A 23,760-nucleotide genomic window follows, 5' to 3' on the forward strand; every position below is an offset into this window, starting at 1 on the left:
GGCTCTAGGTATCAGACCGGCATCGCCGCAAGGCGCGGCGCGTCGGTCCGGGATGTTGGGTTCCGCTCCTGTACGGCGGCGTATGCGTCATGGACCGCATCGTCTTGACACTTCCGTCCTTTGAGACGGGATGGGACAGGATCGTCTCGCGGAGGTTCTCACTGGTCACGCCGTCAGCCCGTTATGAGCGCCCGCCAACATCGGAACATCCGAACCGACATTGTCACGCGCGGTCTTGACCGCGACCGAACCTGCAGTGTTCGCCATCACGATGATCGCGTCGATCCCCTTGCCGACAGCGGCGAAAATGTCCGTGGTCATGTCGGTCGGCTGCGGCGCGGTCCAGATAATGTCTATGAGTTCCACCTTGTCGGGGTTGTTGACCGCATAGGACTTAATCCCGTCGACCGTATCGACCCAAGCCGGCGCCGCCTCCGAGGCGACGACAACCACGCGCAAGGGCGTGTCTCGGTTCTCGGTCGCGTAGCGCCACTTGACATACATCGCGGCCTCGTGGACCAGCGTCGGGCGCACGTTGAAAAGCCAAGGATCGGGGGTCCAGGTGAAACCGTAGCCGCCCCCGCCCGAGACCATCGGCACCTTGTCCTCGGGCAGGCGCGGTCCCATTGCTGCCGAGTCGGACCCGCCCATGCCGAGTAGCGCCAGCGGTTTCTTTTCGCTCAGCACTCCTGGCTGCAATCTGCGCAGGGTCATAGCGCCCGTCCACGGCGGAATACTCGATCCTGACCCCGATTTCCTTGCCGCGGGTCGTGTTCCACCAGTTGATGACGCCGACCCGGCCACTGTCCCAGTCGGGCATCACGTCGGCATAAGGCCCCGAAAAATCGGCCCAGCCCACGACCGAATAGGTCGTTTCGGCCTGCAATGCACCCGCGCCTGCCTGCAGTGCCCCGATCAGAACTGCAGCAAATCCCACCACCCTTTTGTACATCGTATCCTCGCTGTAGATGATCCTGCGCCTGCGCCTGCCCCGCAACGAGACCGACGCCTATGAGGCGGCGGACAAGTAGTCTCGCCGCCGCCATTAGTTTACCATTTCGGAATTTCGGGAACCGGAACGGCCCCCTCGAGTACCATAAAGGCGCCGGCATTGACCGTCGCACAGTAACCGATCAGGCCGCTGAGCGGGAATGAGGACTCGTTGTTCATCTTCATGTCGCCGGTGAACCCGTGCATGGCGGCTGCGGGAACGGTGTAGTCGAGGATTACCTCGCGCACCTTCTCGCCGTCAAACTCGCCGGCCCCGTACCGACGGATCGTCTCTTCCATGATGGCGACGATGAAAAGGCCCTGGCTGATGCCCAGGATCGTCGCATTGTCCCAAGCGGGCTCAAGCCCGTAGGAAACATGTAGTTCGTCATAGAAGGCTGCCGCCTCGGTCCCTGATACCGGCGGCGCCATTGCCGCACATTCGAAGGTGTTGGTCAGCGTCTCCATCCCGCCGATCGCAGCGCCCGCCGCTGTTAGCCCGTTGTGGGCACCCAACATCAGGGGTACGTCCGACCCTACATTGTCGAGCGCGGTCTTGACCGCAACCGACCCGGCACTGTTCGTCATAACAATGACCGCGTCGATCTGCTTGCTCACCGCCGCGAAGATGTCCGTGGTGAGGTCGGTCGGCTGCGGCGCGGTCCAGATCACGTCAACAAGATCAAGCTTGTCGGGGTTGCCGGCGGCAAAGGCCTTGATCCCGTTCACCGTATCCACCCAGGCCGGCGCCGCCTCGGAGGCGACAACGACGACCTTCAGCGGCCGGGTCATGGCTTCGGATTTGCGTCGCCATTCGACATACATCGCCGCCTCGTGGGCCAGCGTCGGGCGGAGGTTGAACGACCAGGGGTTATCGGCCCAGGTGAAACCGTATCCGCCCGTGGGCGAGATCATCGGCACCTTGTCTTCGGGCAGACGGGTCTTCATCGCGGCATAGTCGGCTCCGCCCATCCCGAAAAGCAGGACGGGCTTGAACTCGCTGAGCACACCGGGCCACAGGCTGGCAACCTGCGCCGGGTCATAGCGCCCGTCCACGCCCTTGTAGGTCAGCTTGACGCCAAGTTCCTTTCCTTTGTTGGCGTTCCACCATTCGATCACGGCGACCCGTCCGCCTTCCCAGCCGGGCATGATATCTGCATAGGGCCCCGAATAGTCTGCCCAGCCGGGCATCACGATCTCGGTCTCGGCCAGCGCCGGTAGCGCCGTCATTCCGCCCATCAGCGCCGCAGAAAGCCCTGCAGCTACCAGAAGTCGCTTCATTCTCATAGTCTTCTCCCTTAGTTGTGATACCCAGTATTCCCGTCGGGCGCGGGCCGCCCCTCAGTAGGGATACGGCCAGATTCGATAAGACGATTTGATCGTGTTCCAACGGTGCATCAGCCCCTTCGGCTCGATCAGCAGCGAGGCCCCAATCAGGATGCCCAGCACCATGTTGTAACTGGCGAAAATCAGCTCACTGCCAAGCGAGGGCACGGCATCGGCGACGATCGGGGCAAGCGAGGTGATCCCCTCCTGGATCGCCCGCACTACGACCACCCCGATCAGCGCGCCAGTGATCGAGCCCATACCCCCTACGATGATCATACCAATCATCCAGATCGAGTTGAAGAGCGTGAACTGGTCCACCGAGATGTAGCGGAGATAATAGCCCCAGAGCGCCCCGGCCACCCCGGCGAAGAACGACCCCAAGAGGAAGGCGTGGACCTTGGTGTGCACCACATCCACGCCCATGATACCGGCGGCCGAGTCCTCGTCGCGCACGGCGATTAACTCGCGACCGTAGCGACCGCGGACGATGCTGAAGGCACCGTACGTCATCAGCACCAGCACGGCGAGGTTGAGAATGTACAGGCGCCCCTCGGTGTTGAACTGGAACCCGAAGAGCGAGGCTGGGGCCAGGGCAAGACCCTTGGCACCCCCGGTCCAGTCTGCGGGCAGATTGATGGCCACAAAGTGGAACACGAACTGCGCGGCCAGCGTCGTCAACGCCAGGTAGAAGCCCTTGATTCGCGCTGCCACCGCCCCAAACAGATAGCCGAAAGCCGCCGCTGCCAGCCCAGCAAGCGGGATGACCACGATGAAGCTCAGACCGCTGAAGTTGGCCAGCATACCGCCGGCATAGGCCCCTACCCCCATGAACGCCGCTTGGCCGAGATTGATCTGCCCGGCATAGCCGAGGTTGATCTGCAGCCCCACCACCGCTACCGCCATGATCATCGAGGTGTTCATGACTGCCAGCATCCGCGGGCTGAAGTAGAGCGGCCCGAGGATCAGCAGCACCAAAAAAGCCAGCAGGACGGTAATTTGCGGCCGGCTGCGCACAAGCGCCATGTCCTGCCGGTAAGAGAGCGGGAATATCCCCGCAGGATTGCGGAACATGGGTCAGATCCTCTCGATGGTTTTCCAGCCGAAGAAGCCGGACGGACGGAAGGTCAGGATGAGCAGCATCAGCAGGAGGGGAAAGACCGACGCAAAGTTGGCGCCGATCAGTGGGTCGATATAGCCGGCAGTCAGCCGCTCGGTCACGCCGATCAGGATGCCTGCAAGCAGCATCCCGGTGATCGCCTCTAGCCCTGCGAGCAGGGCCACCGGGATCGCGATGAAGCCGATCCCCGAGGCTAGGAAGTTGATCGAATTACCGTTCATCGTCACGACCGCACCGACCATCGCCAGCACCATCCCGAGGATCCAGGCGACCTGAGAGGCGCGGCGCACCGAAATGCCGAGGTCCATCGCGGTGCGATGGTCCTCGGCCACCGCGGTCAGGCTGAGCCCGGCTCGGGTGCGGTTGAAGAAGTAGCTGAGTCCGAAGGCGATCAGTACCGTCAGGATCCCGCCAATAAGCAGCGGTCGGATGATCAGGACGCCGTGAAAGATGATCGGCTTCGACGGGAAGATCGCCGGGAACGCGCGCACGTCCGGGCCGAACACCACCAGCATAAAGCCGCGCATGAAGATCAGCAGCGCAATCGACATCATCACCATGGCGAAGACCTGCTCGCCGATCAGGCGCTTGAAGAAGATGCCCTCGATCAGCCAGCCGCCGACCACCGCCAGCGCGAGCGACAGTGGCAACGCCAGATAGAGCGGCAGCGCCCATTCCGTAACCGTCAGCCAGACGAGGAACCCGCCCAGCACCACGAGTTCGCCTTGCGCGATGTTGAAAACCTTGCTCGCGCGATAGATCACGCTGAAGCCAATGGCGACAAGAGCATAGAGCAGGCCCTGCAAGGCCCCGTTGATGGCGAAGGTCATAAACAGTGTCATCTTTCGGCACTCCTCGACGATTTCTTTTCACTGGCAACGGGTCGGTGCTGATGGCTGCCTGGCGTCGCCACGACGTTCATGATCGGTACATCGGCGTGCAGCATGCCGCTGCCTCCGCCTTGGTAGGTGATCTGGATCGAGGTGCTGACCATCTCCGTCCTCTCATTGTAGAGTCCTGTGATGATGTCCTCGTAGCGTTTCTCGATAAACTCGCGCTTGAGCTTGCGCGAGCGTGTGAGTTCGCCGTCGTCAGGGTCGATGTTCTTGGGGAAGTTGGCAAATCGAACTATCCGTGATTTTGGTGGCAACACCACGTTCACTTTGCGGATCCCTTCGCCCACGATCTCGTAAATCTCGGGGCGCTTTGACAGGTCGGTGAAATTGGCGAAGCCGATGTTGCGCCGCTCGGCCCAAGACGAGCACATCTCCTCGTCAATATTGACCAGCGCCGTGACATAGTCGTGCCGCTCATCTCCGATCACCATCACGTCTTTAATGAACGGATTCGAGCGCAGCCGCGTCTCGATGAACTGCGGTGGGTAGCGGTGCCCGTCACTCAGGATGCGCATATCCGAGACCCGTTCGAGGAAGATGATCTCACCGTCGTTGGTCACGCTCACCGCGTCGCCGGTGGCATACCAGCCGTCCTTGAAGTGTTCGGCGGTCGCCTTCTTCTTATTGTGGTAGCCGGCAAAGCCCGCCCCCCCGCGCAGCATCAGCTCGCCGTCATCACCGAGCTTCCACTCCAATGGTGGCCCGAGATCGGGGTCGCCAACAAGGAAGCGGCCCACGGTCTCGACATCGAAGGCGTTGCCCTGATGCAGCGTGACGGGTCCGTATTCGGATGTGCCGTACATGTTGCGCAGCGGCACGCCGAGCGCATGGAACAGCCGGAAAATATCGGGCGCCATCGCGGTGCCTGCAGACATGGCCCATTTCACACCGCTGAGACCGAGGTTCTCGCGGATGTGCCATAGTACGCTGGCCTGCGCCAGCGGGTGCAGGATCCGCGCCCAGAGCGGCACCCGGCGCCCGTCAAGCCGAGCGGTCGCGCGAGCCATGCCGACCGCCAGCGCCTTGCGGTAAAGCCACTGCCGGATGCGCCCCGCGTCGAGCATCCGCGATTCGAGCCCCGAGGACAGTCCCTCCCACTGGCGCGGACTGAACACGATCACCTCGACCCCGAGTTCACGGGTGTCATGTCGGATGGTCTCGGCCTGTTCGGGGAAGTTGACGACCAGCGGCACAGATATGCCCAGCACCACGCCCGCGATCTGCTCAAGCGCCCAGGCCAGCGGGATCTGGCTCAAATACTGCGCGCCCGGCTGGATTTGAAATCCGGTGTTCAGGCGCGCGGCATTGTCGAAGATGTAGCGGTGAGTCAGAATCACACCCTTGGGCGCGCCGGTCGTGCCCGAGGTGTAGCACAGTGTCGCCGTATCATCGAGCCGTCCGGACTCGATGCGCAAGTCGATTACCTGCCGGTTGCTCTTGCACCATTCGCGTCCCTTGTTCTGCACGTCGCGATAGGTATACAGGACATTGTCTTCATAGGACCAAAGGCCGCGCTCGTCCCAGTAGATCACGGCGCGGACATCGGGGCAGTCAGGCAGAATCGCCAGCGCCTTGTCCACCTGCTCCTGATCCTGCGCGAGAAGGTATTTCGCTTCGGAATCAAGCAGGATGTACTTGAGTTCTGCCGGGGTCGAGTCGGGATAGATCGAGACCGCGCGCCCCGCCGCGGCCTGCGCCGCGATCTGGCCCCAGTAGTGTTCGGGCTCATTCTCGCCGATCATCGCCACGGTCTCGCCGGGCTCAAGCCCCATAGCCACAAGGCCAGAGGCGAGCGCGATCACCTCGTCGGCAACCGCCGACCATGAGAATTCGACCCAGATGCCCAGCCGCTTGTGGCGTTGGGCCACCGTCTCTGGAGTGCGTCGGGCACGGTCGAGCAGCAGTTGCGGGATGGTCTGGGGTTTCACCGGCCTCATCATGCTGCCCCGCCCGCCGTGTAGGAACCCCCAAGATAAGCGTTGATCACATCCTGGTTGGTCTGGATCTCGGCGGGCGTGCCGCTGGCCAGCACCTGCCCGAAGTTGAGCACATAGATCCGGTCGGCCAGATCCATGACCACCGACATGTCGTGTTCGACCATCACGATCGGAATCTTCCATAACTCACGGATGTCCACAAGGAACCGCGCCAGATCCTCCTTCTCCTCGCCGTTCATGCCCGCCATTGGCTCGTCCACGAGCAGGATCTTCGGCTCGAGCGCGAGCGCCCGCCCAAGGTCCACCCGTTTCCGCAGCCCGTAACCCAGCGTTTCCACCGGCTGGTGGCGGACAAGGCCGAGGTCGAGGAAATCGGCAATCTCCTCGGCCTTGGCCCGCAGCGCCACCTCCTCACGGCTGCCGAAGAGATGATACAGGAACGATTTCGCCAGCGTACCGCGGGCGTTGAACCCGCAGCCGAGCATGATGTTCTCGATCACCGAGAGCGTGGACAGAACGTGGATGCCCTGGAAGGTCCGGGCCATGCCGGCCTTGGCGATGCGGTGCGGCGCCATGCCAAGGATTGAGTTGCCGAAAAGCGTGATGTCGCCGTCCTGCGGGTGGTAGAAGCCCGCGAGGCTGTTCAGGAGCGAGGTCTTCCCCGCGCCGTTCGGCCCGATGACCGCTACCAGCTCGTCCTGGTCGACATGTAGCAAAACGTCCGAAAGCGCCCGAACGCCGCCGAAGCGCAGGCTGACCCCCTTCACGTCGAGGATCGGGGCCCTGGGATGCACTTGGGGCAATGTAGCTGAAGCCTCTTGTCTGTACATGATATGCCCTTCCGTTCCCGTCAGATTGTGAAATCAGCATGGCCGTTGTTGACCACAACGACGTCGCGCTCGACCGCGCGAACGCGGGACGCGGCCGAGCCAACAGTGGTGCCCCAAGCCTCGGTGCGCAGGGTCTCGCCCGGATACCCCAGCACCACTGCCAGCGTCGGCAGCGCCTTCAAGCCATCCTCATAGACGTAACCAAGCTGGTCGTGGTCCATGGGATCTTGGCCAAGACCCAGACCCTGCGCATAGAGCATCATATCCTTGACCGTGTATTCCTGTTCGACCTCCGTGATCTGCCAATTCTTCAGCGTTTCGTAGTGGATGGTCATTGGATCCTCTCCCTGATTTTTTATTTTGACGGGCGCCCTCTCCTGTGGCGCCCAGCCAGTCAGTTCATGACTGCTTGATGACGTTGCGGCCGATGATGTGCTTCATCACCTCGATCGCGCCGCCTGCGAGCCGCGTCTGCCTTGCGTCCGCGAAGGCGCGTGCGATCGGCATCTCAAGCATATAGCCCCACCCACCGAATAGTTGCAGGCATCTGTCGAGAACGCGCCCCTGCATCTCGACGCTGCTGAGCTTGGCCACCGCAGCATCCATCGCGTCGAACTCTCCCTTCAGATGAAGCTCGATACAGCGGTCGATGAAAACTCGGTTCACCATGACCTCGGCATGCAGCTCGGCCAGAGTAAACTGCGTTGCCTGAAAGTCGCCGATGGTCTTGCCGAAGGCATTACGCTCTCGCACGTAGTCGATCGTCCATTGCAGCGCAGTCTCGGCAACCGCCACGGCGCGGACGCATTGGATCAGCCGCTCTTGAGCCAACTCGGTCATCAGGTGGACGAAACCTTTGTTCTCGACGCCGATGAGGTTGGTGATGGGCACGCGCACATTGTCGAAGAAGACCTCAGACGTATCCATCGCCTTGCTGCCGATCTTCTCGAGCAGGCGGCCAAGCGAAAGGCCTGCCCGCGTCTTCTCGATCATGATCAGGCTGATACCCTTGCCGCCTGCGGCGGGGTCGGTCTTGCAGGCGACGATCATCACATCGGCGCCTTGGGCATTTGTGATGAAGACCTTCTGTCCGTTGATCACAAACTCATCGCCCTCGCGCCGGGCGGTAGTGCGGATCGACTGAAGGTCACTGCCCCCCGAGGGCTCGGTCATAGCGATACAGGCCAGCGCCTCGCCCGTTGCCATCGGCGGCAGCCAGCGGCAGCGCAGCTCCTCGTTCGCGTATTTGAGGATGTAGGGTGCCACTATGTCGGAGTGCAGCGAGAAGGCGGGGCCGGATGCGCCGGCCCGCGCCATCTCCTCGATCACTACCGCGCTGTGGAGGAAATCACCGCCCATGCCACCGTATTCCTCGGGGATCGCGCAGCAGAGGATTCCGGCTGCGCCGGCCTTGCGCCATGCCTCGCGCGACACCACGCCCTCCTTCTCCCAGCGGGAGTGATGGGGCGCGATCTCGGCCTCGATGAATCGGCGAACGGAGTTGCGGAACAGTTCGTGCTCTTCAGAGAAAATGGTTCTAGGGATCATCTCGACGGGACCATGATGTAAGATCAGAAGGAGTGAGTCGCGGACTGCGGCGCGCCCTTATTCAAAGGCAGCGCGCGATAAGCCCGCCATCGGTCGGGATTTCGGCGGCGGTGATGTAGGAGGCATCGTCCGAGGCAAGGAACAGCGCAAGGTTTGCCGTATCCCAGCCTGTGCCCATCCGGCGCAGCGGGATCGTGTCCGTATAGCCGGAGTATATCTTGTCAACGTTGCTGCCTGCCGCCTCTATCCCGCCGCGGGCGAGCGGCGTGTCCATCATCCCCACGAGGATCGTATTGGCGCGGACGCCCTTTGGTCCGAATTCCACCGCGATCGAGCGGGTGAGCGCATTCACCGCCGCCTTGGAGGCATCGTAGGCGGTATAGGAAAAACCAAGATAACGCACGGAGGCTATGGTCGAGACGTTGATGATCGAGCCGCCGCCCTGTGCGACCATGTGCGGGAGCACCTTTTGGCAGCTTAGCATCAGCCCGCGCGCGTTGACCGCAAAGGACTTCTCCCAAGCTTCTTCGGTAACCTTCACCGCGTTGCCGAGACCGACGATGCCCACGTTGTTTTGCAGCACGTCGATCCGACCGTAGGTGTCAATGGTCTTCTCGATCACCGCCTCTACATCGGCTACCCTCGAGATGTCGGCCACTGCCTCGATACACTCGCCGCCCTCCTCGCGGATGACCCGCGTGGTCTCGGCCGCTGCGGTCGCGTCCCGGTCCACCGCCACCACCTTGGCGCCTTCACGCGCGAAGAGCACAGATGCCGCCTTGCCATTGCCCCAGCCTGGACCGATCGACCCTGCGCCCATTACCAGCGCGATCTTTCCTTCAAGTCGCCTTGCCATATTCGCTCCTCCCCTGATTTCATCTTGCGCGCCAGCGCCACAAGGGCGCTGGCGCTTCGACTTACCATCGTTACTTCCGAAATTGCCGGAAGTCGGGCTTACGCTTCCCCATGAAGGCGCTCGCGCCTTCAGTCATCTCCTCGCCTCCGGCAAGGCGCAAAAGAGTCTGCTGGGCATGGGCCATCGCCGGCGACAGCATGTCCCACCAGACGTTCGAGGTGACCTTCGACAGTTCGAGGTAGGCCGGACTCTTGTCGAGCAGTTCCTCGCACCAGCGGATCACCTCGGCCCGCAAGTCCGAGGCCGGCACCACCTTGTTGATCCAGCCCATCTCGAGGGCTTCTTGGGCGGTGTACTGGCGGCACATGTAGCAGACCTCGCGGGCCTTCTTCTCGCCGATGGTCATCGCCAGCAGATTGGTCGCGCCATAGACCGGCGATGAGCCGATCCGCGGCCCGGTCTGGCCAAAGCGCGCCTCCTCCGAGGCGATGGCTAGGTCCGAGCAGACCACTAACTCGTTGCCGCCGCCGACCGCAAAGCCGTTGACCATGGCGATCACCGGTTGCGGGATGTGGCGCATCAGGTTAAGCGTGCGCCCGGCCGAGGCGAACAGGTGGCGCGCCTTAGTGACGCTGAAATTCGCCAGGTCGGCCAGGTAGCCGCCCGCCGAAAAGGCCTTACCCGTCCCGGTCAGCACCACCACGCCCACGGTCGGGTCGAAGCCGAAGGCCTCGAAGGCGTCGCCCATCTCGCGGATCGTCGCGTGGTCGAAGGAATTGTAGCGCTCGGGATGATTGATCGTGATCCAGCCGATCGCGTCGGTCTTCTCTACGATGATGTGTTTGTAGTCAGTCATATCTGCCTCGGATTGGAGAAAGGAACAGCGAAGCCCGGCCTTTGGCGAGTAGCCTACGGTGCTGGGCTCGCCACTTAATGCGCTACTCTCGCCACTTAATGCGCTACTTCGGGGTTGCGCAACTCAAGCGAACTCACCCCGCGCACGACATAGGCCTCGCGCCAAGAGGGCACCGAGTCGATCATCTGCACCCCGCTGTAGCGCTTAAGGAACTCGAGGATCGCGATACGGCCCTCAAGCCTCGCCAATGGCGCCCCGAGGCAGAGATGGACGCCGTAGCCGAAATGCAGCGAACCCTTGGGCTTGCGCGTCACGTCCAGCTTGTCGGGGTCGGCGAAGACCGCAGGATCGCGGTTGGTGGCCAAGATCATACAGAACAGCCGGTCGCCCTTCCTGATCTGCTGGCCGCCAATCTCGTCATCGACCATCGACACTCGAACTAGGCAAGCCGCGGGGTTGTCGAAGCGCAAAAGCTCTTCGATGGCGTTTTCGATATATTCCGGATGCTCCAGAAGCACCTTAAGCTGGTCGGGATTGCGCAAGAGATTATAGATGCCCGTACCGATCAGATCGGTTGTGGTTTCGTGGCCCGCGAAGATCAGGATCGTGCAGGTCTGCAGGAGCTGCTCGTCGGTGAGCGGCTCGGCCTGAGCTTCACTGAAGTCGATCAATCGCGAAATAACGTCGGTGCCACGGTTCTCCTTGCGCTCCTCGATCACGGTAGCAAAATACTCGCGCATCTCCCGGATCGCTTTGGTCGAACGTTCCGCCCGTTTGGGATCGAGCCGCGCGCCACCGATGAAAGCTGCCAGTTCGTCGGACCAGTGCTTGATCATCCCAGCGTGTTCCGACGGCAGGCCGAACATCGCTACAATCACATGCGTCGGCAGCGGAACCGCGTAGTCGTCAAGCAGGTTGAAGCGTTCGCGTCCTTCGAGATCGTCCAGAAGCGCTTCGATCTTGGCTTGAACGAAACCCTCCATCCCGGCAATCGCGGGCAGGAAGGCTTGGTTCAGCACCATCCGGACCTTGGTGTGGGGCGGCTTATCTAGGAACACCACCCATTCGGTGACAGATTCCCCCACCTCGGCGAGTTCGTTAAGGCCCTGCCGACGCATGTGGTCGAGGAACGGCCGGATGCGCGAGTTTGAGAAATCGTTTGCGCGGCCCAAGATATTCTTCACATCCGCGTGACGAGTCACAACCCAGCCCTTCACCTGATCGTCCCAATAGACCGGCTTTTCCTCCCTCAGGCGCTTCAACACAGGGTAGGGGTTCGCAAGATACCCCGGGTCTAACAGATCAATGCGCGCGTTCATTTTTCCTCCCACGAGAATTGCATTCTTCTATACGAATTTAGGTGTTGCCCTAACTGCAACGTTTCGTCAAGATGTTTATGATCACAGACTGGCCACCATCTCGCCCCGGAGCAGAGAGGCGGCCGGCAGGCCGAGCCGGCCATTCGTGTTGATGTTGAACGCAAATGCCGACTGACCTAGTCCGTCGGAGGAAGGAGCAAAATGGTGTGGAAGTTGGTAGAAGGCGCCGCCGCCGTTCTCGAGAACGACATGAAGGAGTTCGAGATTGATGGCGTCGGGATTCTGATCGCCCGCAATGCGTCGGGCTTTTATGCCTATCCGGCGCTCTGCCCGCACATGGAGGCCCAGCTTGCCTTCGGTACCTGCGACGGCAAACTCATCACCTGCATGCAGCACCTCTGGCAGTGGGAGATGGAAACCGGAGAACCCGTGGGTATGGCCGAGGAAGCGCTCAAGACCTACCCGACAAAGGAAGAGAACGGTCAAATCTACATCTGGTTCGAGCAGGAACATAAGTACGCCTACATGGAAGATTGATTTCACAAAGGAGGCGAGCGAGCGATCGTGCCCCGACCACGAGGCCGATCGCCTGGCTGGAGGACAAGCAGATGCTGACAAGCGTGGTCAATCGGCGGGCGGTGGCCGTCAATGTAAAGGGGCGGAGCGGAACCGCCACATTCACGACCGTGCCCGGCGAGAACTTGCTTGAGGCAGCGCTGCGCCAAGGTGCGGACGTGCCTTACGGCTGTGCTTCGGGCACTTGTGGATTGTGCAAGGCCCGGGTGACCTCGGGACGTGTCGAATTGCTCTGGCCAGAGGCGCCGGGTTACGGAAAAAAGCCAAGGGCGGATGATGCGCTGCTCTGTCAGAGTGCCGCCGAAGCACCGGGCGACCATGGAACGCTGGATCTGACGCTCGGCGGAGCCAGTGGCGCGCTCGCCCCGCCCGGAGCCCGGGCTGGTCGCTTCGGCGCACGCATCTTGCGGATTGATCTGATCGGCGACGGGTTGATCGAAATCGAATTGGGGCTCGACCGGCCGATCCGCTACGCGGCGGGGCAGTTCGGGCTGTTCTACTTCCCCGGCATCGCTGGCGGCCGCGCCTTCAGCTTCGCTACGCCTTCTCCGGATACGGAAAGCGAGCGCGTGCTGCTCGTGGTCAAGCGCAAGCCTGACGGTCCGGCGACCGAGTTTCTGTTCACCCGCAGTGCGCCGGGCAGCCGACTGGAGATGTTCGGACCATTGGGCCACGCGACCTTCGACCCAGGATGCGGGCAGGACCTGATCTGCGTGGTCGGTGGCTCGGGCATCTCGTTCGGCCTTTCGGTCATGGGCGGGGCGACATTGGCGGATCATTTCAACACCCATCGCGGGCTGCTGGTGGTTGGCCTCCGCCGGCCCTCCGATCTTGCGAGTTTGGCTCCGTTCGGCGCGATGGCCGAGACCGCAGGACCGGGCCTGCGGATCATCATCGCCCTGTCCGACGAGGATTCGGCTCCGCCCGAAGGCTGGATCGTACCTGGGGTCGAGGTGATGCGGGGTTTCGCCCATGACGCGATGCACACGGCGATGGCGGGCCATTGCGCGGATCTCATGGCCTATGTCGCGGGCCCGCCGCCGATGATCCAAGCGGTGCAGAGGGTTCTGCTGCTCGAAGCGAAGTTGCCCGCCGGAAACATCCTCTGCGACACTTTCTATTAACCCGCCGACGATTGACACCCCTGCGGAAGGCCTTAGAATGCCTGCGCAATTTCCAGAGCGATAGAATAGACCATGTATAAGTCCAATGTCCGTGACGCTGGCTCCGGTGACCTGCCGACCTCCCGGCAGGTGGACGATGCTACGGTTCAAGTGCTGGTGGGCAAGCCCGTCGGCGCGGTCGTAAGTGCGGTGCGCATCCTACGACTTCTGTCAAAGGCCAAGGGCGCAATGCGCGGCAGCCAGATCGCCAATGATCTGGGGCTGAACACCAGCACCTGCTTCAACATTCTCCAGACGCTCGCAGCTGAAAAACTGGTTCGCTACGACTCCAGCACCAAGCACTACCGGCTGGGGTACGGGCTTTTGGACCTTGTCTCGAGCAACGCGATCTTGGGGCACAACATCTCTGACATCAGCGTCGCAATGCAGGAGATATCTGACGCCCACGATGTTACTATGTCGCTGTGGCGGCGGGTATCCGATACGCGGATGCTCCTCATCATGATCACGTCGAGCCCACGCCAGACGCGTGTGCATATGACACTGGGCCAGCGCCTACCGCTGCTGGTTGGCTCGACCGGTCGGGCCATGGCGAGCTCACTCAATCTCAGTCAGGACGAACTCCGAAAATACTTCAACGAGATCCGCTGGATTCGCCCCCTGAGCTTTGAGAAATACCATCAGGAGGTTCTTGTCGGGCGCGAGCGAGGCTGGACGCTCGACACCGGCGATTTCGTAAACGGCCTGCACTCCATCTCGACGCCGATCACCGACAAGCGCGGCGCGCCGCTTCTTATCCTCACGGCGACCCTCTTCTCAGGCCAATACTCCGACAAGCGCGGCGAACGAATCGGTCGAGCCCTAATCAAGATGGCGCAGCGTGTCCAGCCGCTGGCACAGGGGCTGAAATAGTGGTGGCGCGACTTAAGGACGCGCACTGTGCGCAATAGCACTTAAATCGAACATAGGATGAAAGACCGGAGAGACAATGACAGAACGAAGCCTTCGCGGCAAAGTCGCGGTGGTCGGTATCGGAGAGACCGACTACTATAAACATGGCAAATCGCCATACCCCGAATTCAAGATGGCGCTCATGGCCATCTTAGCGGCGGCCGAGGATGCCGGGATCAATCCGAAAGAGATTGACAGCTTTGCCTCTTTCGCGGACGAGCGCAGTGACCCCTCGCGTCTGGCGGCTGCGCTTGGCACACCTGAATTGCGCTTCTCGAATCTGCAATGGGGCGGTGGCGGTGGCGGTGGTGCGGGTGCGATCGGCAATGGCGCCGCTGCGATCATTGCCGGGCTTGCCGATGTCGTGGTGGTCTATCGCTCACTCGCGCAGGGCCAGTTCCGTCGATTCGGCCAAGCCGCCAACGGGAGCACCATTTCGGGTGACATGGCGCTGAGCGCGCCCTACGGGGTGATCTCGCCTGCGCAGCGGTTTGCCATGAAGGTCATGCGCTACATGCATAACCATGGGGTCGGTCGCGATGCGCTCAAGGCGATTGCGCAGGCCTCTTATCACCATGCCCAGTCGAATCCGCGCGCAGTCATGCGTGGGGTGGAGCTTACAGACGAGCGCTACGAGACCTCGCGCTGGATCGCCGAGCCCTTCAAGCTCTACGATTGCTGCATGGAGAACGACGGCGCCGCGGCTCTGATTCTGATGTCAGAAGAACGTGCCCGCGACATGAAGCAAAAGCCCGTCTATCTACTCTCGCAAGCGCAGGGGTCGGAGCACCGCACAGCAGCACGCAGCCACAATATGCCGAACTACGCCTCGGCCAACTTCGGCCCGGTGGCCAAGCATCTGTGGAACATGGCAAAGCTTGGGCCCCAGGACATGGACGTGGTGCAGTCTTACGAGAACTTCACCGGCGGGGTGCTGATGGCGCTGGCCGAGCACGGCTTCTTCAAGCCCGAGGAGGCCAATGATTTCCTCACGCTCGACAACCTGATCGTGGGCAAGGGCAAGATGCCGCTCAACACCAGCGGCGGGAACCTCGCGCATTGCTATATGCACGGGCTAGAACTGCAGATCGAGGCCGTGCGCCAGCTTCGCGGTACCGCCGATTCGCAGGTGGAGGGGGCCAAGACCGCCGCCGTCATTGCCGGGCCGATGGTCAGCCCGGTCACAAGTCTTGTCTTCGGTTCGGAGGAAACGCTGTGAGCTATTATCTTCCCAAGGATATGCCTACCCCCGTCGTCGAGAACGACCATCTCGACCTGCCTTACTGGGAAGGCACGCTGAAAGGCGAATTGCGGGTGCAGCGCTGCAAGCAGTGCGGCACTTGGCAATGGGGGCCGGAGTGGCTTTGCCATAAATGCCTGTCCTTCGACTTGGAATGGGTGGCAATCGCGCCCAAGGGGCGGATCTTTTCCTGGACGCGGATCTGGCACCCCGTCCATCCCGCGCTCAAGGACCACGGGCCCTATATCGCTCTGCTCGTGGAACTGCCGCAGGCGGGCAATGTCCGGATGTTGGGCAACCTTGTCGGTGATCCAAAGCAAGAGATCCACATCGGCGCCGAGGTTGAGGCGGTGTTCGAGCAGCACCCCGACGGCACGCCCCCCTACGCGCTGGTCCACTGGAAGGTGAAGTAGTACCCTCCGGCCCTTGCCAAGGATTCGCGCTGCCCGGTTTCCCGGACAGCGCTTTTCTTGTTCTCGGGGGCACCGACCCCGTCAGTGCAATCAATGCCCGTTCGGCATGAGCGGACCCCGGTCTGGGCGAAACGCGGCAACAAAAAACGAAACCCGCCTGACGCTTCCATCTGCGTCAGGCGGGCTCTCCCAAGAAAATGACCCGGTCGTTCAGGCCAGCCAGCGCTTGCGGCGGCGGTAATGCTTGATATCTCGGAAGCTCTTCTTCTCGCCGCCGGAATCGAGCCCGAGGTAGAATTCGCGCACATCCTCGTTCTTGGCCATTTCCTCCGCGGTGCCGTCCAGCACGATGCGCCCGGTCTCCATGACATAGCAGTGGTCGGCGATGCTTAGCGCCGCGCCGGCGTTCTGCTCGACGATCAGAAGCGTCAGCCCGTCAGCCTTCAGCCCGGCGAGGTTTTCGTAGATCTCCTCGACCATCATGGGAGCGAGGCCAAGCGAGGGTTCGTCGATCATCACAAGCTTGGGGTTGGCCATCAGCGCTCGCCCAATCACCAGCATCTGCTGCTCGCCGCCCGAAAGATAGCCGGCCTGACGTGAGCGGAGCTGCTTCACCTGCGGGAAGCGTTGATAGATCATCTCGAGATTGTGGCGCAACTCTTGCCCTGAGGACAGGATGTGACCGCCCACGATCAGGTTTTGCTCGACCGTCATGTGCGGCAGCACGCGCCGGCCCTCTGCCACCAGCGCCAAGCCATCGCGCAAAAGCACATCGGAGGGCAGGTGGTTGACGAGTTTGGTGCCGAAATGGACTGTCCCGCCGGTGATCTTGCCGTCTTCGGTGCCGATCGAGCCGGAAATTGCCTTGAGCGTGGTGCTCTTGCCCGCGCCGTTGGCGCCAAGTAGAGCGACGCAGCTCCGCTCCGCCACATCGACGTTGATACCCTTTACCGCAAGGATGATATCACTGTACATCACCTCGAAATTCTTTATAATGAGCATCTTGCCTCCCTCGTTTGCGCCCCTCCGAAGCGCGCTCTGTGTCTGGAGTCGGGACCAACTTTTGCGCGCCTTGCAATGCTACCGGCAAATCCTTGTCTCGGAAAGAAGAAACTTTTGTGGTTGCCGTGAATCTGGTATAATCTCTATGTTTACTTGGTTGTCGCCAAGTAACACCCAAACAAGCCAGACCAAATCCGCACCGAAATCCCTACCGCAGGATTTTTCTCTGACAAGTCCGTGCCGCTCCGACTGCGAAACAAGATGAGAGGAGAAATATTCTCCGTCACGGGTCAGATCCTTTTCCCAGTGCTGTCAGACATCGGACCAACGTCCACGGTGTGGAGTTCACCGCCACCACTACGCGCCATTCGGCCAGCGTACCTCGCGGCCACGCCTCCTGCATGTTCGGTCTCTGTTTCGGTCGATAGCGATGGAAACAGGGCGCGCAGTTTTGGCGGGCTTTCGAGACAGGCCATTGGAAACGCAAGGAAAATTCAGATCGAACTGAAATCAGCGCAGTTCGCCCGACCAGAGACGACGGGCCATTCAGAGACGGAAATCGCCGTGTTCTTGCGCCTCAGCGGTTCGCACCCATCCGGCAAACCCCTTTGAAAACAGGAGAAAATCCGCCTCGGGCGGGCCGTCTGAACGGGTTCGAAAGGGTGATGGTGGCGGACCGAATGGGATTCGAAACGGCAAGACGGCGGTATTACCGCCGTCTCTCGCTTGACAGGCACGCCTCTCCTTTTTTGGTATCTTGCTCGCCATCGCTCGATGATTGATCAGACATCTGATTCAACCAGGCGCCAGAAGCCATGCTTTCGCGGGTGTTTCTCTTTGAGGGCTTCAACGAACTGCGTGTGGGTCGGGAAGTGGCCGTAGTCGTCAATCGCTGCATCGCATGACTGGCACTCGGCGAGGTGGCGAGCCGCGTGACGATATCGTTTCGATTTTGCCCCATTGAGGCTGTCCTCAATCATTGCACGGCGCATCAATGTCGCCGCGAGCGGGTGTTCCGCCTCAAGCATGTCGGCGGCGGTCGTGAGCGTGTGATAGGAATTTCCATCCAACTCGTCCGCCCGAGCCATCACGACGCGGGCGGCGCGTTCGTGAGCCGGCCAGTCAACGAGGAAACTGATTGCGACGCCGAGGTGAGTATAGGTTCCTGCGAAGTCCAGGGCCGTCTCTTCGGCTTCGATGTCGTCGAAGTCCGGCAGCAGTTTCAGGTATTTCCGAAGGCTGGATGCGCTGAGGGTTTGCTCGAAGCGGCGCCACAAGTGGGTCTTGAGGTCCTCCGCCTTGCCCTGTTTTTCGAGGCATTCTTCATAGATATCGTCGAGTTCAGAATGGAACACCCTGAAGGTTTTTTCGCTTTCGGCAGCGCGAGCGTTGGTGATGATGTCAAAGGCCTCTTCAACCCGTCCCGCATCCAGCAATCTGCGCGCGACGTCGGGTGCGATGGTGCCATAAGTGAGCTGTTCGGCAGAGTACCGCGCCATATACGCGTCGACATCGCCTTGTGCGTCAGCGATATCCGCCAGGATGACAGATTTCGTAATTTGCTTGTTGCGTTGAACGCTTTCCTCAGCCGAGGACGAGAGGCCATAGCTTCGATATTCCTTCAATTCCTGTTCGGTTGGCGGCGCTTCTGCCCAAGCGATCGTGATCTTCTTGAGATGTTCCAGGCCTTCCTCGTCGAGCGCGTCTGCGGTCGCTGGAATGATCCCGTCGAACTCACCGTACCCGGCGTCAGCGACGGCCTCGAGAATGCGCTCCGCAAGGGCGGTACTATTTACGGAGATTGCGGGCGAGACCTTCGCGATCAGGTCAACGGCGTCGCGCATCGTATCGCCGACCGCGCCGTTGCTGTCATCCGTGCGCTCATGGATCGAAGGGACCAGTTGCAGGAATGACCAAAGCAGTTCGAAGGCTTCATTGGCATCGTGCGGAGCAATTGAGGTCTCGATCATGGCCAGCAAACCATCGAGATCCTTGACGAGCGCCCTTTGTTTGCGCCAGTCGACGAAGCCGGTTGACCGGCGCAGCGAGGCAAACCGTTTGCGCAGATCGGCAGCCACGTCCTTTGGGCCTTGTGCGGCACTGAGTTCCATCCTCGCACGGCGCTGCAGGGCAGCGTTCCCCTGCACCAGATCCATCACCAGTGCCGCGAGCTTTTTTGCCCCGAGTTTTTCGAGGTTGGCTTTGTTGAGGGCCTTTTTCGACATGATTTAACTTCGGGTTGGATTCGAGGCAGTCCCTGGGACGATGCCCGACAAGACTCCTGACCGCAATCAGGTATGTCGTCGATGGTGGGTCGTGAGCTTCTGGCCCATTCCGGGTCGCTATTTCGCGATGGTCCGCTATTCAAACTGGACTTGCCTGCCCGTTCGAGCGTTGCTGTGCCTGCGCCCGACGCATGGTTCGGGCTCTTCCCGGTAGCGGGGCCGGCATCGGGCCGGCCTGCCTGACCGGGAGATCAACATGACCAATTCCAGGACCAGCACCAAGCCGAATATGCCCAGGAACAAGACCACGGGCGCGGCGCGCAAACAGCCGGCCTCCGGGGCAAGGAAGGACACGCCGCGCAAAACCAAGGCCGCGCTCATGCGCCAACTTCTCGCCCGCCCCGGCGGGGCCAGCCTTGACGATCTCTGCGCGGCCACCGGCTGGCAGGCGCACACGGTGCGGGCCGCGCTCAGCCGCCTGCGCAAGGCGGGCCATGAGGTTGCGCGTCACAAGGGCGATGCGGGCCTGTCAGTCTATCGCATCTGCGCCCCGGCGGAGGCTGGCCAATGATCTCGGTGATCGAGATCGAGACGATGGACCGCGCGGGGCTCACCGCGCTCTGGCAGGGTCATTTTGGCGCCCCGCCGCCGAGGAGCCTCAGCCAGCCGGTCCTGCGGCGCGCACTTGCGTTCGAGATGCAGGCCCGGTCAATGGGCGGGCTGCCCAAGGGGTTCGCGGCGAAGCTACAGCGCGCGGCGGGCGAGGATGCGCCGAAGCGCAGCCCGGGGAGCTGTCAGACAGATTCTAACTGGTCTCGCCAAGGGCAGGTTGGCTGCCTTTCATGCCGCGCCGAGTTGGCGCCACTCGGCGAGAGCGACGGCGCGGTTTCGCTTGAAAATGTCCCGGCTGGAGAGGCTGCGTTCCTGGTTGAAATGGTTGAAGATAGAAGCGTGGACGGATGCGAATTTCTGCAGACTTCGCATCCGCCGAAATCGCTGCATCGCCCGCTCACGCCTTCGGAACGGCAAGTGAGAATTCTCTGCCCTGTTGTTCAGCCAGCGGCCGGTTTCTTGCCGATTGGCCGTCCCGATTTCCTTCAGCGCGGCCCCGTAGGAGCGTAGTTTGTCGGTGACGATCTTCTCCGGATTTCCGTAACGCCGCATCGCTTTCTTCAAGAAATTAAGGGCCGCACGCTTGTCTCGTGTCTTCGTCACGTAGCTTTCGAGCACCTCCCCCTCGTGATCGACTGCCCGCCAAAGGTAATGTCGCTCGCCGTTGATCTTCACGAAAACCTCGTCCAGGTGCCAGCGCCATTGTGGCCATGCCCGCATCCGTTCAACGCGCTTCTTGCGGATTTCGGAGGCGAATTTCGGACCAAAGCGTTGCCACCAGAACCGCACGGACTCGTGGCTGACATCGATACCGCGTTCGTGCAGCAAGTCCTCCACGTTCCGCAACGACAGCGGAAATCGGATGTACAGCATCACCGCCAGGCGGATGATTTCAGGGCTCGTTCTGAAACAACGGAATGGGCTGCGCTTTGTCATGGCGACAAGCTACGTCGCAACCTGGACCCGCTCAAGCCAGTTTACTTGACACTACCCGAAATATAGTTCTCACATAAACAATAGCCAGAGACTATATTCGATTACTAACACTCAGAACAGAGAATACTGGCGGCTGTCTTTGACGTGCTTCTTCCACGTCTTGGACTTGGCTTCCTCGTCCAGCCATGCCGTGACCTGCTCGATCAGGGTGCCTTCTCCTGCTTCGACCGTTCCCACAGGATGATAGTGGGAACGGTAGCCTGTCTCGGTGATCGGAAGCGGTGCGCGCTCGGGGTTGATGGTGCGCACCTCCAGATGGGCGATAGCTCCGCCATATGCTTCTGGCACATAGGTCAACTCGATCTCGATGCCTTCCCATGTGAATCTGTGTGTCTCCGTGCTCATATCAGTGGCTCCAGAATACGTGGACTTGCTCGAAGCCTGTCTGGATAATGAACACGTCACAGATTTCCATGTCCCGCGCCATGCGTTCGTAGTCGATATAGAAGCGCAGGTTTTTAGGGACTTGGCTCGACTCCTCGGTCAGTTCCTCGGCGAAGTCAGCTAGGGAACGATACTCGCCTGCATAGGCGTCCTCGATGGCCTTCCGCGCCTCGCCCAGATCGCCGAAATGCCCCACCAGCTTGCCGCCGATCTCGCCGTGCTCTCCTATGAACGCCGCCAACTCGGCGACCTCATCGATACCCATGTACTCGGACACGTCCGCACCTTCGAAGCCTTCATGATCATGGATTGCCCACTCTTCGGCCTCTTCGATGGGTGAGGCCGCCAGCATCGCACGGATGTCTGCATAGATGTCGTAGGCGTCCTGTTCCGCGTCGATCCAGCACCCGTGCAGAATGCCGTTATTGTATGCTGCCAGACAGGCAACATAGATTTGAATATCTCCTTGTGATTGTTTCATTTTCTTCTCCTTCCGTAAGGGTTGGGGTTGCTCCTGCAACCCCTGCCTCGTGGCGAACAGTGGGTGTGCAAGCGGAAGGAAAAATCGGCGAAAGATTCTGTCGTTGTTGGGGGAGACCTTAAGGGGGAGCCGACAACGATCATAATCTGTTCGATCTGTTTTGCCTGAAGCGCGCCGAGGGCGAAGCCCTAAGATTTAGGTAGTATGGGTTGGACGTCGTTCATGGCTGCTGATAGTATCCATTCATGAAAAAAATTATTGATGTCATACAATTAAGTGCCTCTGATCTTGTTGGTCACTTGAATTGCAATCATCTCACAGAACTCGATCTCAACGTCGCTTCCGGCACACTTCAGAAGCCCCAAGTTTGGGACCCCTTGCTGGAGATACTGCGTGAGCGTGGACATCGCCACGAACAGGAATTCGTGCAGCATCTCTCAGATCAAGGACTGTCCAGCATAACAATCGACGGCGTGGACATCACGGATGACGCCGTCGCCCAAACTAATGATGCGATGGCACAAGGCGCGGACGTGATCATCCAGGCGGCGCTCCGCTACAATCGCTGGTCAGGTCGTGCCGACATCCTTCGACGTGTTGAAAGACCTAGTGATCTCGGGACGTGGTCTTATGAGATCATCGACACCAAGCTCGCACGCGAGACCAAGGCGGGGTCCGTTCTTCAGCTGTGCCTTTATGCCGATCTTCTCAATCAGGCGCAGGGAATTGCCCCTGAGTTTATCTATGTCGTCGCGCCATGGTCGAACTTTGAACCGCAGCAATTTCGATATGCTGACTATGCAGCCTATTTTCGGAAGGCGAAATCGGCCATCGAAAAGGCTACGTTGGAGGATGCGCCTCCTGCACATTATCCTGAACCAAAAGAACACTGCGATATTTGTCGGTGGCGCGAACGCTGCGAAGCGAAGCGCCGCGAAGATGATCATCTGTGTCTTGTGGCCAATATCAGCAAAAACCAGACAACCGAGCTTCAAGAGAATGGAATTACCAGTGCCTCTGCACTCGCTTCAATGCCCGCGCCCCTGCCATGGAAACCCCAGCGTGGGTCAGCACAATCATTTGAGAAAATCCGTGAGCAAGCGCGTATCCAGATCGAGTCACGAAATGCAGGTGAGCTGAAATTTGAACTTCTGCCAGTCATCTCTGAAACAGGCCTCTGCGTCCTCCCCGAGCCGTCCGAAGGCGACATCTTCTTTGACATTGAGAGTGATGCATTCGTCGGGGAACAGGGCATCGAGTATTTGTTCGGCTACACATACCGCGACGCGGACGGGAACTGGAACTATACAGCTGACTGGGCCTTTGACCGAGATGAGGAGAAGGCAATATTCGAACGTTTCATCGATTTCGTAGTGGAACGACGCAAAACCTATCCCGATCTCCATATCTACCACTTTGCACCGTACGAAACTGCTGCGCTCAAGCGTTTGATGGGGCGCTATGCCAGTCGTGAGAACGAAATCGACAATTTCTTGCGCATAGAACTCTTTGTCGATTTGCTTGCTGTTGTTCGCAATGCCCTGCGTGCAGGCGTGGAAAGCTACTCCATCAAGAAGCTGGAACCCATTTACGGCTTTGAACGACAAACTGAGCTGTCTGCCGCCAACCTTGCTCTCAAAAGTTTGCAAGCCGGATTGGAACTCGGCGACATCGACTCCATCAGCGATGACGATAAAGCCACCGTACAAGGCTATAATCGCGATGACTGCGCTTCCACCGCCGCACTGCAAAACTGGTTAGAGGCGCAACGGCAAGGCCTGATCGACCAGAGCATAGAGGTGCCGCGCCCGCCTCTGAAAGACGATCAGGAGCAAGAAGAACTCAGCGAGCGCCAGCTTGCCATCCTCGACCTCATCGAGCGCCTGACAGACGATGTTCCTGTCGATATTGAGGAGCGAGCACCGGAACAGCAGGCGCGATGGCTGCTAGCTGTCCGTCGTCATATAAAATGGGACATCAGAGCGGTTTGCGGATTGGAGGCTCTGGCACGTTTGTGTGATTGATTATGCCGCCTGTTTTTGATGTTGCAAGCGGCGCTGTCGGATTGTCAGTTTCTT

23 protein-coding genes and 1 pseudogene are annotated in these 23,760 nt (G+C 60.4%); 8 read left to right on the plus strand and 16 right to left on the minus strand.

Annotation, left to right across the window (positions count from 1 at the left end; all coding sequences use genetic code 11):
- Positions 1-165: 165 nt before the first annotated feature.
- The 11 genes from DL899_RS15465 to DL899_RS15515 all read right to left on the minus strand — a co-directional run bounded on the left by DL899_RS15465 (position 166) and on the right by DL899_RS15515 (position 11,678).
- Positions 166-714, minus strand: coding sequence for a type 1 periplasmic-binding domain-containing protein (locus DL899_RS15465; protein ID WP_111735268.1), 549 nt, complete (start codon positions 712-714; stop codon positions 166-168).
- Positions 715-1,050: 336 nt separating this feature from the next.
- Positions 1,051-2,271, minus strand: coding sequence for an ABC transporter substrate-binding protein (locus tag DL899_RS15470; RefSeq protein ID WP_162685605.1), 1,221 nt, complete (start codon positions 2,269-2,271; stop codon positions 1,051-1,053).
- A 60-nt stretch (positions 2,272-2,331) separates the two neighbouring features.
- Positions 2,332-3,390: a branched-chain amino acid ABC transporter permease gene (locus DL899_RS15475; protein WP_111735270.1), complete on the minus strand. Its 1,059-nt coding sequence runs from the start codon at positions 3,388-3,390 to the stop codon at positions 2,332-2,334.
- A gap of 3 nt (positions 3,391-3,393) precedes the next feature.
- Positions 3,394-4,266: a branched-chain amino acid ABC transporter permease gene (locus tag DL899_RS15480; protein ID WP_239494723.1), complete on the minus strand. Its 873-nt coding sequence runs from the start codon at positions 4,264-4,266 to the stop codon at positions 3,394-3,396.
- Between the two features lie 8 nt (positions 4,267-4,274).
- Positions 4,275-6,260 (minus strand): AMP-dependent synthetase/ligase, encoded by a 1,986-nt coding sequence (locus DL899_RS15485; protein WP_239494724.1) that lies wholly within the window; start codon positions 6,258-6,260, stop codon positions 4,275-4,277.
- Positions 6,261-6,268: 8 nt separating this feature from the next.
- The gene (locus DL899_RS15490; protein ID WP_111735273.1) at positions 6,269-7,099 is read right to left on the minus strand and encodes an ABC transporter ATP-binding protein; all 831 of its coding nucleotides are present in this window, start codon (positions 7,097-7,099) and stop codon (positions 6,269-6,271) included.
- Positions 7,100-7,119: 20 nt separating this feature from the next.
- Entirely contained in the window at positions 7,120-7,434 is a 315-nt protein-coding gene (locus DL899_RS15495; RefSeq protein ID WP_111735274.1) for a hotdog family protein, read from the minus strand.
- Positions 7,435-7,498: 64 nt separating this feature from the next.
- Positions 7,499-8,647, minus strand: coding sequence for an acyl-CoA dehydrogenase family protein (locus DL899_RS15500; protein ID WP_111735275.1), 1,149 nt, complete (start codon positions 8,645-8,647; stop codon positions 7,499-7,501).
- 61 nt (positions 8,648-8,708) lie between these two features.
- Complete coding sequence (locus tag DL899_RS15505) at positions 8,709-9,503, minus strand: SDR family NAD(P)-dependent oxidoreductase (RefSeq protein ID WP_111735276.1); 795 nt, start codon at positions 9,501-9,503, stop codon at positions 8,709-8,711.
- Between the two features lie 70 nt (positions 9,504-9,573).
- Positions 9,574-10,359 (minus strand): enoyl-CoA hydratase-related protein, encoded by a 786-nt coding sequence (locus DL899_RS15510; protein WP_204355326.1) that lies wholly within the window; start codon positions 10,357-10,359, stop codon positions 9,574-9,576.
- A 95-nt stretch (positions 10,360-10,454) separates the two neighbouring features.
- The gene (locus tag DL899_RS15515) at positions 10,455-11,678 is read right to left on the minus strand and encodes a cytochrome P450 (RefSeq protein ID WP_111735277.1); all 1,224 of its coding nucleotides are present in this window, start codon (positions 11,676-11,678) and stop codon (positions 10,455-10,457) included.
- Positions 11,679-11,879: 201 nt separating this feature from the next.
- Between DL899_RS15515 and DL899_RS15520 the strand changes: the two genes are divergently transcribed.
- From DL899_RS15520 to DL899_RS15540, 5 genes are all read left to right on the plus strand, one after another.
- On the plus strand, positions 11,880-12,215 hold the full coding sequence (locus DL899_RS15520) for a Rieske 2Fe-2S domain-containing protein (RefSeq protein WP_111735278.1): 336 nt from the start codon (positions 11,880-11,882) through the stop codon (positions 12,213-12,215).
- Between the two features lie 71 nt (positions 12,216-12,286).
- Positions 12,287-13,378: a 2Fe-2S iron-sulfur cluster binding domain-containing protein gene (locus tag DL899_RS15525; protein WP_111735279.1), complete on the plus strand. Its 1,092-nt coding sequence runs from the start codon at positions 12,287-12,289 to the stop codon at positions 13,376-13,378.
- A 72-nt stretch (positions 13,379-13,450) separates the two neighbouring features.
- Positions 13,451-14,290, plus strand: coding sequence for an IclR family transcriptional regulator (locus DL899_RS15530; RefSeq protein ID WP_111735280.1), 840 nt, complete (start codon positions 13,451-13,453; stop codon positions 14,288-14,290).
- A 76-nt stretch (positions 14,291-14,366) separates the two neighbouring features.
- Positions 14,367-15,548, plus strand: coding sequence for a thiolase C-terminal domain-containing protein (locus DL899_RS15535; protein WP_111735281.1), 1,182 nt, complete (start codon positions 14,367-14,369; stop codon positions 15,546-15,548).
- Complete coding sequence (locus DL899_RS15540; RefSeq protein WP_204355327.1) at positions 15,545-15,982, plus strand: Zn-ribbon domain-containing OB-fold protein; 438 nt, start codon at positions 15,545-15,547, stop codon at positions 15,980-15,982. The genes DL899_RS15535 and DL899_RS15540 overlap by 4 nt, the downstream gene beginning before the upstream one ends.
- Before the next feature lie 210 nt (positions 15,983-16,192).
- Here the strand turns inward: DL899_RS15540 and DL899_RS15545 are convergent, their stop codons facing one another.
- A complete protein-coding gene (locus DL899_RS15545) occupies positions 16,193-16,984 on the minus strand; it encodes an ABC transporter ATP-binding protein (RefSeq protein ID WP_111735282.1) in 792 nt (263 codons plus the stop codon).
- A 782-nt stretch (positions 16,985-17,766) separates the two neighbouring features.
- Entirely contained in the window at positions 17,767-19,209 is a 1,443-nt protein-coding gene (locus DL899_RS15550) for a DUF6880 family protein (RefSeq protein WP_111735283.1), read from the minus strand.
- Positions 19,210-19,465: 256 nt separating this feature from the next.
- On the opposite strand from DL899_RS15550, the gene DL899_RS15555 reads away from it, so the two are divergent.
- Both DL899_RS15555 and DL899_RS20110 read left to right on the plus strand, forming a co-directional pair.
- Positions 19,466-19,780 (plus strand): DUF3489 domain-containing protein, encoded by a 315-nt coding sequence (locus DL899_RS15555; RefSeq protein ID WP_111735284.1) that lies wholly within the window; start codon positions 19,466-19,468, stop codon positions 19,778-19,780.
- Positions 19,777-19,977, plus strand: a pseudogene (locus tag DL899_RS20110) (DUF2924 domain-containing protein); the annotation flags it as partial. The gene DL899_RS15555 and the pseudogene DL899_RS20110, both read left to right, overlap by 4 nt.
- Before the next feature lie 72 nt (positions 19,978-20,049).
- Here DL899_RS20110 and DL899_RS15565 read toward each other — a convergent pair.
- From DL899_RS15565 to DL899_RS15575, 3 genes are all read right to left on the minus strand, one after another.
- Positions 20,050-20,757, minus strand: a complete 708-nt coding sequence (locus DL899_RS15565) for an IS6 family transposase (protein WP_111735285.1) — start codon at positions 20,755-20,757, stop codon at positions 20,050-20,052.
- Positions 20,758-20,868: 111 nt separating this feature from the next.
- Positions 20,869-21,162, minus strand: a complete 294-nt coding sequence (locus DL899_RS15570) for a hypothetical protein (RefSeq protein WP_111735286.1) — start codon at positions 21,160-21,162, stop codon at positions 20,869-20,871.
- Between the two features lies 1 nt (position 21,163).
- Positions 21,164-21,682 carry an antirestriction protein ArdA gene (locus DL899_RS15575; protein WP_111735292.1) on the minus strand — a complete coding sequence of 173 codons (519 nt, stop codon included), beginning with the start codon at positions 21,680-21,682 and terminating at the stop codon, positions 21,164-21,166.
- A gap of 245 nt (positions 21,683-21,927) precedes the next feature.
- Here DL899_RS15575 and DL899_RS15580 point away from each other — a divergent pair, with 245 nt between their 5' ends.
- A complete protein-coding gene (locus tag DL899_RS15580) occupies positions 21,928-23,706 on the plus strand; it encodes a TM0106 family RecB-like putative nuclease (protein WP_111735287.1) in 1,779 nt (592 codons plus the stop codon).
- The last annotated feature ends 54 nt before the right edge of the window (positions 23,707-23,760 follow it).

Origin of the sequence: Roseovarius amoyensis, assembly GCF_003260265.1 — a bacterium.
In the GTDB taxonomy this organism is placed as follows: domain Bacteria; phylum Pseudomonadota; class Alphaproteobacteria; order Rhodobacterales; family Rhodobacteraceae; genus Roseovarius; species Roseovarius amoyensis.